General features: G+C 62.8%; 10 protein-coding genes. 2 read left to right on the top strand and 8 right to left on the bottom strand.

Annotated features, from left to right (window positions below; genetic code table 11):
- Window positions 1–13: 13 nt before the first annotated feature.
- The 8 genes from SOP95_RS27930 to SOP95_RS27895 form a co-directional block, all read right to left on the bottom strand.
- Window positions 14–1,264 carry an MFS transporter gene (locus SOP95_RS27930; RefSeq protein WP_323609050.1) on the bottom strand — a complete coding sequence of 417 codons (1,251 nt, stop codon included), beginning with the start codon at window positions 1,262–1,264 and terminating at the stop codon, window positions 14–16.
- Complete coding sequence (locus SOP95_RS27925; RefSeq protein ID WP_323609049.1) at window positions 1,254–3,719, bottom strand: efflux RND transporter permease subunit; 2,466 nt, start codon at window positions 3,717–3,719, stop codon at window positions 1,254–1,256. Before SOP95_RS27925 ends, SOP95_RS27930 begins: the two co-directional genes overlap by 11 nt.
- 4 nt (window positions 3,720–3,723) lie before the next feature.
- The gene (locus tag SOP95_RS27920; RefSeq protein WP_323609048.1) at window positions 3,724–4,830 is read right to left on the bottom strand and encodes a WD40/YVTN/BNR-like repeat-containing protein; all 1,107 of its coding nucleotides are present in this window, start codon (window positions 4,828–4,830) and stop codon (window positions 3,724–3,726) included.
- Window positions 4,831–4,891: 61 nt separating this feature from the next.
- Window positions 4,892–6,280 carry a DUF1329 domain-containing protein gene (locus SOP95_RS27915; RefSeq protein WP_274077839.1) on the bottom strand — a complete coding sequence of 463 codons (1,389 nt, stop codon included), beginning with the start codon at window positions 6,278–6,280 and terminating at the stop codon, window positions 4,892–4,894.
- Between the two features lie 12 nt (window positions 6,281–6,292).
- Window positions 6,293–7,990, bottom strand: coding sequence for a DUF1302 domain-containing protein (locus SOP95_RS27910; protein ID WP_323609047.1), 1,698 nt, complete (start codon window positions 7,988–7,990; stop codon window positions 6,293–6,295).
- Between the two features lie 44 nt (window positions 7,991–8,034).
- Window positions 8,035–9,159 (bottom strand): FAD-dependent oxidoreductase, encoded by a 1,125-nt coding sequence (locus SOP95_RS27905; protein WP_323609046.1) that lies wholly within the window; start codon window positions 9,157–9,159, stop codon window positions 8,035–8,037.
- Window positions 9,160–9,246: 87 nt separating this feature from the next.
- Window positions 9,247–9,657, bottom strand: coding sequence for a Rieske (2Fe-2S) protein (locus SOP95_RS27900; RefSeq protein ID WP_323609044.1), 411 nt, complete (start codon window positions 9,655–9,657; stop codon window positions 9,247–9,249).
- 15 nt (window positions 9,658–9,672) lie between these two features.
- Window positions 9,673–10,611 carry a VOC family protein gene (locus tag SOP95_RS27895; protein ID WP_274077843.1) on the bottom strand — a complete coding sequence of 313 codons (939 nt, stop codon included), beginning with the start codon at window positions 10,609–10,611 and terminating at the stop codon, window positions 9,673–9,675.
- A 269-nt stretch (window positions 10,612–10,880) separates the two neighbouring features.
- On the opposite strand from SOP95_RS27895, the gene SOP95_RS27890 reads away from it, so the two are divergent.
- Together SOP95_RS27890 and SOP95_RS27885 are read left to right on the top strand one after the other, a co-directional pair.
- On the top strand, window positions 10,881–11,843 hold the full coding sequence (locus tag SOP95_RS27890; RefSeq protein WP_274077844.1) for a LysR family transcriptional regulator: 963 nt from the start codon (window positions 10,881–10,883) through the stop codon (window positions 11,841–11,843).
- 58 nt (window positions 11,844–11,901) lie between these two features.
- Complete coding sequence (locus tag SOP95_RS27885) at window positions 11,902–13,059, top strand: alpha/beta hydrolase family protein (RefSeq protein ID WP_274077845.1); 1,158 nt, start codon at window positions 11,902–11,904, stop codon at window positions 13,057–13,059.
- Window positions 13,060–13,227 lie beyond the last annotated feature (168 nt).

The raw sequence follows: 13,227 nt of genomic DNA, 5'->3' as shown, positions 1-13,227 counted from the left end.
GGGAAATCCTCGTTCACTTTCCGTCGCCGGTGGTGGTGCCACCGACAACAACATTCGCGTGGGGCAACAGGCCATCGAGCCGAGGTACGGCCAGGCAGAACACCGCCACCAACAGTTGCAGGCCACCGACAATGGCCAACGCATGGGGTAGCGCAGTGACGACGCCACCGGTCACGCCGAGCACCACCAGGGGGCTGATGAATTCGCCGGCGAAGATGGCCGCGGTAAAACACCCGGCCGCCCGCCCGCGTTGATGAAAATTGATTTGCGCCATGATCCAGGTAATCAACGTCGGCAGCATCAGGCCAATGCCCAGGCCATTGATGGTCACGGCGACCACGACCTGCACATGGGTCAAGGCGTCCGCCATCAGCAACCCGCCGCTGCCCGCCAGCACGTAGGCGATCAGCAGCATGTGCTGCCCACGCATCCCGCTGAACAGGCGAAAACTCAACGCGCCAATGAGCACGCCCAGTTGATTGGCGCCCATGGTCATACCGATCTGTTGCGGGGCATCCACGTGCAGCAGGTTGAGCAGGTATCCGGCCTGCACCGGTACGATAAACAGGCTCAAACCCGCCAACAGCGACAGCCCATACAGGGGCGTGAGCGCGCGCCACGGAAACTGGCCGGCGGGCAGCGGCTGGGTGGTTGGTCCGGGTTGCGCAGCGGCCTGTGGCTCCCACAGTTTCCAGGCCATCAGCGGCAGGAAAACCAGGCCCACGGCGTACAGCGCAAAGGGCGTGCGCCAGTCGTTTTGCCCGAGGAAGCCACCCAGCGCGATAAACACCGCCGCCGACAACGAGGTGGCGACCATCTGCAAGGCAAACAGGCGCTCACGCCGGGCGCCGCTGTAGTAGTCGCCCATCAGCGTGGTGCAGCAGGTCATGATGCCCGCCTCGGCCAAACCGATGCCAGCACGGCTGAGCACGATCGCCGGCAGCGAGTCGAGCCACAGCGGCAGCACGCCGCAGAGCACGTACAGCGACATGCTGGCCAGCAGCAACGGCTTGCGCCCCAGGCGATCGGCGATCAGCCCGGCGAACGGCGCCAGCAGGGCAATCACCAAGGCCGGCAAGGTCAACACCACAGGCACCAGTACGCTGCTGCCGGGCACGTCGGCGAAATGCGCCTGCATCCGCGGCAGTACCGGGGCCAGCAGTACCGCGCCCAGCACCGGCAGACAACTGCCCAGCAGCAACAACAGCGACTGCGCCCATCCGGCCTTTAGGGTGGAGTTTTCTACAAAGGCGTTAGCGACCATGGCACTGCTCCTTGATGCGCAGGTGTGGAACGTTGGCTACCACCGCCGTCTCGGAACCCGCGACATTACGCACCGTCACTGGCCCCTGCGCCTCGCTACGCGCGGGCAGCAGGAAGTACGCCAGCGCAGGCAGCAATACCAAGGCGCCAACCATGTTCCAGACGAACATGAAGGCCAGCAGCACGCCCATGTCGGCCTGGAACTTGATCGGTGAAAACGTCCAGGTCGCGACACCGATGGCCAGGGTGATGCCGGTCAGCATCACCACCTTGCCGGTGGACACCAGGGCGCGGTAATAGGCTTCGGACAGGCTCGCTCCCTGGCGCAGATGGCCCAGGAGGATGCTCATCACGTACAGCGCATAGTCGACGCCGATGCCGACGCCCAGGGCGATGACCGGCAGCGTGGCGACTTTCACACCGATGTTCAGCCAGACCATCAAGGCTTCGCAGAGGATGGACGTCAGCATTAAAGGGATCACCGCACACAACGTCGCGCGCCAGGAGCGGAAGGTGATCAGGCACAGCAGGATCACTGCGCCGTAGACCCAGACGAGCATCTCGCGGTTGGCCTGCTTGACCACGATATTGGTCGCCGCCTCGATGCCGGCGTTACCCGCGGCCAGGAGGAATTGCACCTCGTCGGTATTATTCGCCGCGGCGAATTTTTCCACGTGCTCGACCAGGCGGGTCAGCGTCTCGGCCTTGTGGTCGGTGAGGTAGGCGTACAGGGTCAGCAGGCTGCAGTCTTCGTTGTACAAGCCGCGCGGTGCACTGGCGGTGATCATGTTGAGCATCGCTTGGTTGTTCTGCAGCTCGTACCACTTGGGGTTGCCTTCACTGAGGCCGACCAGCATGCGCCGGTTGAGCAACGCCAGCGAGTTGGTCGAGTCCACCCCCGGCAAGGCGCGCAGCTGCCAGTCCAGGGCATCGACCTTGGCCAGGATGTCATAGCGCGCACAGCTGCTGGCCGGGGTTTTCACCATCACCGCGAACAGGTCGCTGCTGGCGCCGTAATGACGGGTCAGGTAGGCATCGTCCTGGTTGTAGCGCGAGTCCGCACGCAGCTCCGGCGCACCGGCGTCGAGGTCGCCGATTTTCAGTTGCAGGCTGACCACAAAACCCAGCGCCGCCAGCGCCAGGCTGATGGCGATGCACAGGCTGGCCCAGCGACGATGGGTGAACAGGTCGAGAAAACGCCAGAAGGCATGGCGCGTCTGACCGCTTTGTTCGGCCTGTTCGCTCTTCAGGCTCAGTTGCGCCGCGCGCGGTGTCACGCCGACATAGGAGAGCAACACCGGCAGCAGGATCAGGTTGGTGAAGATCAACACTGCCACGCCGATGCTGGCGATCACCGCGAGGTCTTGAATGACCTGGATCTTGATCAGCATCAGCACCGCAAAACCCACGGCATCGCACAGCAGCGCCGTGAGGCCGGCGAGGAACAGCCGGCGGAAAGTGAATCGCGCCGCCACCACCCGGTGCATGCCCCGGCCGATGTCCTGCATGATGCCGTTCATTTTCTGCGCGCCGTGGCTCATGCCGATGGCAAACACCAGGAACGGCACCAGCACCGAGTACGGGTCCAGTTGGTAGTCCAGCAAGGGCAGCAAACCGAGCTGCCAGACCACCGCCACCAGCGAGCACAGCACCACCAGCACGGTGCTGCGCAGGCAGCGGGTGTACCAGTAGAGCACGGCGGTGGTGATCAGGATCGCGACGGCAAAGAACAGCAGGATCTGCTTCAGGCCGGCAATCAGGTCGCCGACTTTTTTCGCGAAACCGGTGATGTGAATGTCGATGTTGGCGTTTTGATAAGTGCTGCGCAGGGTCTCCAGCTGTTCAGAAAGCACCGCGTAATCCAGCGGCTTGCCGTCGGTGGTGGCGGCCAGCAACGGCACGTAGATGATGCTCGAGGTCTGGTCGAACGCCACCAGTTGCCCGAGTTCATTGGAGCGCTGCACATTGCGCCGCAGTGCGTCGAGGTTGGCGGCGCTGCCGCTGTAGTCGTCCGGGATCACCGGGCCGCCGTCGAGGCCGTCTTCGGTCACGGCGACCCAGCGGGTGGCTGGTGTCCACAGCGACTTCATGTACGCGCGGTCGACGCCTGGTAGCAGGTAGAGTTGGTCGCTCAGGGCCTGCAGGGTTTTCAGGTATTCGGCGTCGTAGATATCGCCGTGACGGTTGGCGACCACGATGCGCAAGGCATTGCCCAGGCCGGTGAGCTGTTTCTGGTGCTCAAGGTAGTTGGCAATGTACGGTTGCTGCGTGGGGATCATCTTTTCAAAGCTGGCGTTAAGCTCGATACGGGTGGCTTGATAGCCGAGCACCAGGGTGGTCAGCACACACACCAGCAGCACCCACAGGCGGTGGTTGAACAGCGTGCGTTCCACCACCGAACCGGAGCGCGGATCGAAATTCGCCAGGCTGGCCGTGGCGTTGTCGAAAGACTTCATAACCTCACTCCGAAGCGGTAGCGATTGACGGCGAGATGCGCGTCAACCCGGTGAAACCCGCCAGCGTCAGGCTGCCGTCGGCGGCCTGGACAACACTGGCAACGGGCTTGTCGAGCGGTTTGCCATAGGGCTTGAGCAATGCGCCGGGCTGGCTGTTGGTGCGAAACAGGGCGCCGCTCTGGTTGACCAGCAGCAACTGGCCGTCATCGGTGCGGATCGCATCGCTGAACGACACCGGCATAGTCACCGGCGCGGGCTGGAAGCTCTCGCCCAGGTCGCTGGAGGCAAACGCGTTGCCCTTCAAGCCAGCCACCAGCAGCACACCGTCATCGCGCATTTGCAGGGTGAAAAAACTCCCCGCGTAAGGGCTTTGCAGCTGGGTGAATGACTGGCCGGCATCGTTCGAGCGAGCGAGGTAACCCTGCTCGCCGGCCAGGAACCAGTGCGTTCCCTGTTGCGCGATGGCAGACAAGTGCGCGCCCATCGGGTTATCGATTTGCCCCATGACGGATTGCCAGGTGGTGCCGCCGTCGTCGGTGCGAAAGGCCAGGCCGTACGCTCCCACGATCAGGCCATGTCGGGCATCGACGAACTGCAGGGCGAGAAACGGCTTGTCGGCACCCTCGCCGGCCAGCCGTTCAGCCGTTTGCACCCGCGCGGCGGCGGCATCCTGGTCGCTGGCCGAAGGCAATTGCGCTTTGGCGGCGTCCAGCTCAAGTTGTGCCGCACGCAGGCCGTCCAGCTGCATGGTCCAGTGCTCGCCCCCGTCACGAGAGGCCAGCACAACACCGCCATGACCCACGGCCCAGCCTGTGTTGGCATCGATAAATTGCACCGACGTCAGGCTGACCGAAACCGGCACCTCGGCCTGCCGCCAACTCATGCCGTTGTCATCGGACAGCAGCACGATACCCCGCTCCCCCACCGCCACCAGCCGCGCACCCGCACGGGCCAGGTCCAGCAGCACCGCGGACTTGGCTTGCGGCGCCTGCATGGCCGGCGTAGAGAGCGCATCGCCCACCGCGGCGGCCTGCACCAGGCTCAACGGCAATGCCAGAGGCAGCGCCACAAGCCACATCAGTCGACCAACCACCTGACAGAATCTGTTCATACCAACCTCGAAAAACCGTTTGAAACCGGATCACGCCGGGCTAGCCGTGATCCGGTCTGACTCAGCGAACCCCGGCACCCGCCATCGCCGCCGGCGAGAACTCGGAGGCCCTGTAGCGATCCACCATGCCGTACTGCTCAGGCAGGCCGGTGTAGACGTTCTGGATGAACCAGGCGCCGGAGGTCAGGTCGTAGAAGCCCGAGGACAATTGCGCTTGCGCGGGCAGATCCGGCATCACCGCCGGCAACGACCACAGGGTCTTGGCCAGTTGGCCGTTGGCGTCCCAGCGGTCGCCCAGCATGGCTTGCCAGGTGTCTTCATCGAGGTAGTAACGGCCCTTCGGCAACTGATGACGCTTGCCCGGTGCCAGGTCGGCCTCGACCACCCAGACCCGGTGCAATTCCCAACGCACGTAATCGGGGTTCATGTGGTGGGGCAGGAACAGGTCTTCAGGTTTGGCGGCGGCTTGCACTTTGTTGGTGTTGTAGGGGATGTACATCTCCTGCTTGCCCACCAGCTTCCAGTTGAAGCGGTCCATGCGGCCCTGGAACACGCTCAATTCGTCGAACGACATCACCCCGGCGGTCGCCGGTGTCGGCGTATCGCAGCAGGCATTCGGCAGCTTGCGCACACGACGTTGCCCGGTCAGGTAAACGTGGGCCTGGGACAGGTCGCCGTTGATGTTGGTGCGGCCCATGATCTGCTCGCCGGCACGCAACGGTGGCCCGACGTTGAGCAGGCGGAACAGCCAGTAGTCACCGGCAAACGACTCAGGCGTGCCTTCCTTGTAGTAATACGGCATCTCCTGGATGGCCTGGCCGTCGGTGGTCATGACCTGCTTGCCATCGGCGGTCATCAGGTAGTGACGGAAATGCATCGACACCGAGGTGCCGCGCCAGTTGAGCACGTGGTTCCACATGGCTTCGGCACCGTTCTGCGGGATCGGGAACGGGATGCCGCCAAAGGCGCCTTCGGGCACGGGGCCGGCGCTGCTGTCGACCAGTTTGGCGCGGGTGGCGTTTTTCAGGGTGTTGTCATACACCCACTGCGGCGCGGCGGCGGTGCGCCGGGTCGGGTAGACGTCGATGCGATAGGAGTCCGGGAAACGCTTGAACATTTCCTTGGTGCCATCGCTGAGTTTGCCGGCGTATTGCGCGAGGTTTTTCGAGGTGATGCTGAACAGCGGCTTGTCCGCGGCGAACGGATCGGAACGCTTGCCGCCTTCCTTGTACGAAGGATCGACCTTGGTGTAGCCACCGTCCCAGGCGGGGATGGAGCCGTCGGCATTGCCGGCGCGCTCGGCGCCGAAAGGCGTGAGGTTTTTCGACAGTTTGGCGGCATCTTCCGCTGTCGCCGCCAGCGTCAGCTGGCTGCACAGAGCCAGGCTACCGAGCAGTGCAAAGCCCAGGGCCTTGAGGGTGAAGGCTGCGGTTTTCTTGTTGTGGGTCATGCGCAAGTCCTCTTAAAACGTGGTCTTGACGGAGAAAGCCAGGTAGTCCCGGTCTTTCAGCGATTGCTTGTAATTGAACTGGCTGGCGGCGTTGAGGTTGGTGTCCTCGGCGCCGTAGTAATGCGTGTAGGTCAGGCCGGCGGTGACGCGATCCAGGTAGGTGGCGGTGATGCCGATGTTCATGTCGCCGCCGTTGTCCGGGCCGAAGGAGCTGACCACCGCCGATTTGCCCAGGGGGAAGTAGCTGAGGCCGACCGGGATACTGATGTCGATGCCGGAGAAGAACTGGCGGTAGGTCGGGGTGTAGACCACCTTGAAGCCGAGGCCGTCGTCGGTGGCATTGGGGTCGAGGGCGGCACGGTTTTTGGTGACGCTGAGCAGGCGGTTCCAGGCGATCTCACCGACCAGCCCCGATTCCCTGGCCAGGAAGTTCGGCCCGAACGAAGCCAGCACGTTGAGGTTGACGTGGGCGGTACGGCCAACCGCGTAGAGGGCGTCGTCATCGTTGTCGGCTACCACGCCGGGCAGGACGGTCTGGCCGTTGGAAACCAGCGGCATGTTCCAGCGCATCGAGGCTTCACCGGCGAAGCTGTACTCATCGACGGTGGTGGAGAAACTGGCACCAAAGGCGCGAATGTCTTCCGGGTACACCCAGTAGTACTCGCCGATCTGGCCGGTACTGAAGTTCGGTGTGCCGGTGGACGGCTTGAGGTACAGCTTGGGGGTCTTGTCGTGGTACTGGATCGCGTACAGGCCGTACTCGACCGTTTCCGCGCTGTACTTCAACTGCAGGCCGCCCTGCCCCGAACTTTTCGCTTCCTTGTCATTGCCATGGAAGAACGCCGCCGGGCTGGCGGGATTGCCACCGAGGAACGGAGGAAACGGCGCACCCACGATCAGGCGTTCGTTGCCTTCACCAATGGTGTCGCTGGTGGAGAAGTAACTGCCGGCACCGGGCAGGCGGGTCTCTTCCCATTCCAGCTGGTAGAAGGCGCCGAGGGACACGTCGTCGGTCAGTTGGAAGGTGCCCGACAGCTGATTGACCGGGCGGGTGATTTCCTTGAACTGGGTGTTGGGTACCGACTGCGCTTTCACCACGTCGACCGGCGCCATGCCACCGGCAATGCCGTTGGCCCCGAAGAACAGGCTCTCGCCCCAGATCAAGCCGTGGCGACCGGCACGCACGGACGTGGCGTGGTCGGCCAGCGCGCCGTTCCAGTACACGAACGCATCGAGCAATTCGCCTTTACCGCCATGCACATGGCGGGTGTCGTCGGTGAACTCGTCGTAGGCCACGGAACGGGCGTTGGCCCGTGCCGGGTCGTCGTTATCGTTGTCCTGCTGGTATTCGGTGTCGTACCAGGCGGCGCCACTGAGGCGCGCGCCGACGTCCTTGAACGACATGTCCAGCTCGGAAAGGATGTCCGTGCGGTTGGAGATCAGGCCCTTCTTGAAGGCCCGGTCGCCGTCGTCCTGGTTGAGTGCCACCTGGCCCTCACTCAGTTTGCTGCTCGGATTCTGCGTGCGCCAGGCGGCGCTGTATTTCACGGTGTTATCCCAACGCAGGTTGAAATCCGGATTGCCGGTATCCACCGAAAAGGCATGGGCCGCCTGGCTGCACAGCACCAAGGCCGCGGCCAGGGTGAAACCAAAGGGTGCAGACGTGCTGACCGGGCGGCGCGCAGGCGTCGCAGTCGTGGAACTAACCATCGCGTTAACCTCTTGTTTTTATAGTGGTAACTGCTGTGGGTGAATCAGATGGGCTCGGCCGTCAGCGCGAGCATCTGCTTGACCAGGCCGATGCGGTCGAACTCACGGTCGTGCTGCATTTCCTTGTCGCCGGCCAGCACCGAGCTTTCGCTGATGAACTTGCAGCGCTCGAAACGGCGCGCCATGAAGCGCTGCAGCTGTTGCTCGACGCTGCCGTCGCGGGTCAGTTCTTCGCTGAGCACGATGGCATCTTCAATCGCCATGCCGGCGCCCTGGCCGAGGTGCGGCGTGGTCGCGTGGGCGGCGTCGCCGATCAGCAGGACGCGGCCGCGGTACCAGGACTCGTCGACGAAGACCACTTCCATCGGCTTGTAGACCACCTGGCTGCTGTCGGTGATTTGCTCACGCAGTTCGCCGATGAGGCCGGTGAAACCCTGCAGGCGCTGGCGCATCTGCTCGGCCAGCGTCGCCGGGTCCATCCATGGGTTGGACGGTTCGTGGGACGTGAGGAACAGGTACATCAGGTCACCGGCCAGCGGCACCAGGCCGGCGTTGCCTTCGGCACTCTGGTAGTTGGCGAGGTGATCGATCTGCGGGTCACGCGGGAAGTTGTAGCGCCACACCGACTGGCCGGTGAAACGCGGGGTGTAGGTGTCGCCGAAGATCAAGTCGCGAACCCTGGAGAACAGACCGTCGGCGCCGACCACCAGGTCGTACACAGCGCCAGTGCCATCGGTGAACAGCACATCGACGCTGTCGCCCGTGTCGTTCAAGGACTCCACGCTGAGACCCAGGCGTACCTGCGCGCCCAGTTCCAGCGCCGTTTCGCTGAGGACCTTGTGCAGCGCCAGGCGTGAAATGCCGACGTTGGCCGGGTACGCAGGCCCTGCCAGTCGTTGTCCCGGGATGCGCGCCAGTTGCTGGCCGGCCGGGCCATAGATGGCGACGTCTTCAAAGGCATACGCCGCATCGAGATACCCATCCAGCACACCCAGCTTGGCCATCTCGCGGACCACGTTGCTTTGCTGGATGATCCCGACGCCGTACACCGTCCACTCTGACTTGAGCTCGATCAGATCGACCTCAATGCCCTTGCGCCGCAGTGCGATGGCCGCGCACAAACCACCAATGCCACCGCCCACGATCAGAACTTTGTTCACTGCACTCATGGTTTTCTCACTTGTTATTCTTGTGATTCGATGCAGCGTCGGGCACTGCGTCGTTGGGTCCAGCTTCCCGGCAAAGCAGGGATTTGACTAATCGCGAGTAGGGATGCGATGTATCTGCAAACGCGATACCTCAAAACGGGGAGACGCGCATTCAATGCCGGGCATTTGCAGCACCAGCCAGCCCTCCTCCACCCGCCACGCCAGCGCCTCCAGCTTCTGGCCCAGACAGGGGCCGTAGACGCATTCGCCGGTACTCGGCAGAAACTGCGCACCGTGGGCGTAACAGACGATCAACTGGCCGTCGGCGGATAAAAAACGGTCCTTGCGGTACTCCAGGCGTACGTCCAGATGCGGGCAACTGTTGCGATAAATCCGCACCTGGCCGTCGTGCACCAAGGCAAAGACACTGTCTTTGCCGCGCTGCAATGGATCGAATCCGCGCGCCTGCCCTTCCACCAGTTCGTCAATCAGGCACAGGTAAAAATCCCGTTGGCTCATGGCAGCCCCCCGTGTTCAACCCTGTTTGGGTGGCGGGCCGCCGGGTGCCCATTTCGCCTTCGAATTGAACAGGAACAGCTGCGAGTTATCCGCCGACAATGGCGCACGACGGGCCTCCCAGGCGTCATCGTGCTTGTCCATGTCGGCGTCGTATTCAATGTGGCAACCCAGTGGACTGTTGAAGTACCAGAACCAGTTGGAGCCAAAGAGGTGACGGCCCGGGCCCCAGAAACTGGTCCAGCCCTTTTGCTCGAAACGCGTGCCGGCCAACAGCACTTCGGTGCCGCTGCCCATGTGAAAGGTGAAGTGCTCGCAGCCCTTCATGTGCGGTGGGGTCTGGATCATGAACAGACAGTGGTGGTCATCGGAACCCGCCGGGCGCATGAACGGCCCGGCGCCGATGAAGGTGTCGGTGGTCCGAAAGCCCAGCCGCTCGGCGTAGAACGCTTCGGCCTTGGCCGCGTCGGGGACGAAATACACCACGTGGGACAAGGTGCGGGGCACCGCGCTCATGTCGAGGGTGATGCCAGGCTGGTTCAGCGGGCGCTGCGGCGCATGGCCGGCGGCGTTGGTCAAGTCGTCCGGGGCGTCGTACGCCTTGCGCACGGTGACCTGGAAAGCGATCGCGAAGCCCATGTCGTCAACGCTGTGCAGCACGCCGTTCTCCCGGGAGACCTGGCGATCCCGCGCCAACTCGTCCTCGATGGCGTCGAGGTCCGCCACGCTGGCAACGCCGTAGACGGTTTCGCGAATCGACGGCGCCGGGCCGATGGCCGCTGGCAGGGTCGGATCGTCCGCACGGCGGATGATCACGGCCGTGCCGTCGAGTGCTTCAAAACGCCCGCCATCGCTGTCGACGTCAACCGGCGCAAGGCCGTAGTCACGCAGGCAATCGGTACAGGCTTGGATGTCATCGACGCCAAAGATCAGGGCATCAAGGCCAATGATGTTCATGGCTTACCACTCCATTGAAATTATGATCCGGAGACTGCTCGACCAGGCCGTTCAGCTGCGCATGGAATCCGGTGGTGGTGTCGGCCAGAGGTCCGACTGCGGCGAAGAGTGACGTGCGGTTTGGCAGCTGACTAATCGCGAGTGGGGATGCGACCTATCGGCAAACGCGATACCTGAAGGCGCAGGATGAAGGCGTGAAGACGGGGTTGACGGGACGATCAATTCACCGGAATGTATCGTGAAAATAAATACAACAGCGGACATGCCTGATGCGTTTCAACCACCTGGATCTCAATCTCCTGGTGGCACTCGATGTATTGCTCGAAGAGCAGAACATCACCCGTGCCGCCGAACGCCTGCACATGACGCAGTCCGCAACCAGTGGCGTGCTCGGGCGTCTGCGCAGCTATTTCGAAGACGAACTGCTGGTGCAGGTGGGGCGCAAGATGCAGCCCACGCCCTACGCCCAGGAGCTGGCCAAACCGATCCGCGAAGTGCTGCTGACGATTCAATCCTCGATCACCGCCAAGCCGGTGTTCGACCCCACCACCAGCAAGCGCCACTTCCGCCTGGTGACCTCGGATTACCTGATCAGCGTGCTGTTTGCCCAGGTGATCCAGAAGATCCATCAGGAAGCGCCGAACATCACGTTCGAGATGCTCGGCCCCGGCGACAACTCCGGCGAGTTGCTGATTCGCGGCGAGGTCGACCTGATGATCGTGCCTGAGCGCTACATCATCGACGGCCATCCCCACAAGCTGCTGTTCGAGGAAGAACACGTCTGCGTGGTGTGGGCTGGCAATACCCAGGTCGGCGACAGCCTGACCCTTGAGCAGTACATGGACATGGGCCACGTTTCCGTCGGTTTTGGTCGCACCCGGCACTTGAGCATCGAAGAGTGGTTCATGAACCAGTACGGTTTCAACCGCCGCATCGAAGTGATCACCAACGACTTCAACACCCTGCCGCAACTGGTCGTCGGCACCCAACGCATCGCCACCATGCACCAGCGCCTGGCTCGGTTGTATGCCCAGCACCTGCCGCTGCGCATCCTCAATCCGCCGGTGAAGATTCCGGTCATGCGCGAAGTCATGCTCTGGCACCGCAGCGTGGACGGTGACCCGATGCACCGCTGGCTGCGCGAGCGCATCAGCGAATTCATCCAGCACCTGGAACAGGATCCTATCGCCGCTCGCGATACCTCGCATCCCGAGTCACGATTGGTCAATTAGCCGGGGCGTCCTTAACGTGCCTTGAACGCTCAAGGCAACCACAAGGACAACAACAATCATGTTCCGTTATTTCCCGACCAATTACGTGTGGAATCTCTCAGTCAACCTGGCCATCGAGATGGGCGCCCGCATCGGCGAAATCGAAGAGATGTGCGCGCCACTGCAGGAAGCCGCCCAGCAGCCCGACGCCGCTGGCACCAAGGCGTTTCGCGAAACCTGGGCAAAGATGGCCGACAAACTCTGCGGCCTGGCCGAGGAAGACGAAGGCAATGGCCGGCTGCTGTCCGCCGGTGAGAAATACAACCGTGCCGCCACCTATTACCTGACCTGCGAACGCTTGCAGGCCCATGGCGCGCCGGGCCGTACCGAGTTGTACCAGCGTTTTTTGCAGACTTTCAAACGCGGTATCGAACTGTCGCGGGAGAACTGCGAGCGCGTTGAAATCCCCTACGAGGGCAAACATATTTCCGGCTTGCTGGTGCGTGCCGAAGGTGTGAGCGGCCCGGCGCCGATCCTGGTGCAGGTCAACGGACTGGATTCGACCAAGGAAATGAAATACCGCGTCGGCCTGCCGGCCTGGCTGGCAAAACGCGGCGTCTCGTCGTTGATCATCGACCAGCCCGGCACCGGTGAAGCACTGCGCCTGCACAATCTGATTGCCCGCTACGACAGCGAGCACTGGGCCAGCCGCGTGGTCGACTGGCTGGAAACCCGCAGCGACGTGGATGCCAAGCGTATCGGCCTGGAGGGTGTTTCCCTCGGCGGCTATTACTGCCCGCGCGCCGTGGCCTTCGAGCCACGGTTTGCCTGCGGTGTGGTGTGGGGGGCGAACCATGACTGGCGCGATGTGCAAAAGCGTCGCCTGGAAAAAGAAGGCAGCTTCCCCGTACCGCACTATTGGGCGCACGTGCAGTGGGTGTGGGGTGCAAAAGATATGGAGGAGTTCATGGCCATTGCCGAAAACGTCCACCTGGACGGCGTGCTGGATCGGATCAAGGTGCCGTTCCTGGTGACCCACGGTGAAAAGGATTCGCAGATCCCGCTGAAGTGGGCACAACGTACTTACGAGCAACTGGTCAACAGCCCCAAACGTGAACTGAAGATCTTTACCGAACGCGAAGGTGGTGTGCAGCATTCGAGCTTTGACAACAGTATCAACGCGGGTCAGTACATCGCCGACTGGGTTACCGAAAACCTGGGTGGCCATACGGCTTGACCGGCCCCGTCTGACTTGCCGCGATGGCGGCATAACGGCCACTACCGCATCGCCAGCAAGCCGGCTCCTACGGATTTGTGTCGTACCCAACAATCCGCCTGCAGCCCAAGACCTGTAGGAGCTGGCTTGCCAGCGATGGCGGCATAACGGCCACCACCGAATCGCCAG

This window comes from Pseudomonas sp. YuFO8, assembly GCF_035065025.1.
In the GTDB taxonomy this organism is placed as follows: domain Bacteria; phylum Pseudomonadota; class Gammaproteobacteria; order Pseudomonadales; family Pseudomonadaceae; genus Aquipseudomonas; species Aquipseudomonas putida_AE.
The sequence above is the reverse complement of the archived record's forward strand: the minus strand, read 5'-3'. Positions and strand labels throughout refer to the sequence as shown.

Bases quoted from the DNA above. Each gene is read 5' to 3' on its own strand.
- SOP95_RS27930 (WP_323609050.1), bottom strand. From the start codon at position 1,264: ATGGTCGCTAACGCCTTTGTAGAAAACTCCACCCTAAAGGCCGGATGG.
- SOP95_RS27925 (WP_323609049.1), bottom strand. From the start codon at position 3,719: ATGAAGTCTTTCGACAACGCCACGGCCAGCCTGGCGAATTTCGATCCG.
- SOP95_RS27920 (WP_323609048.1), bottom strand. From the start codon at position 4,830: ATGAACAGATTCTGTCAGGTGGTTGGTCGACTGATGTGGCTTGTGGCG.
- SOP95_RS27915 (WP_274077839.1), bottom strand. From the start codon at position 6,280: ATGACCCACAACAAGAAAACCGCAGCCTTCACCCTCAAGGCCCTGGGC.
- SOP95_RS27910 (WP_323609047.1), bottom strand. From the start codon at position 7,990: ATGGTTAGTTCCACGACTGCGACGCCTGCGCGCCGCCCGGTCAGCACG.
- SOP95_RS27905 (WP_323609046.1), bottom strand. From the start codon at position 9,159: ATGAGTGCAGTGAACAAAGTTCTGATCGTGGGCGGTGGCATTGGTGGT.
- SOP95_RS27900 (WP_323609044.1), bottom strand. From the start codon at position 9,657: ATGAGCCAACGGGATTTTTACCTGTGCCTGATTGACGAACTGGTGGAA.
- SOP95_RS27895 (WP_274077843.1), bottom strand. From the start codon at position 10,611: ATGAACATCATTGGCCTTGATGCCCTGATCTTTGGCGTCGATGACATC.
- SOP95_RS27890 (WP_274077844.1), top strand. From the start codon at position 10,881: ATGCGTTTCAACCACCTGGATCTCAATCTCCTGGTGGCACTCGATGTA.
- SOP95_RS27885 (WP_274077845.1), top strand. From the start codon at position 11,902: ATGTTCCGTTATTTCCCGACCAATTACGTGTGGAATCTCTCAGTCAAC.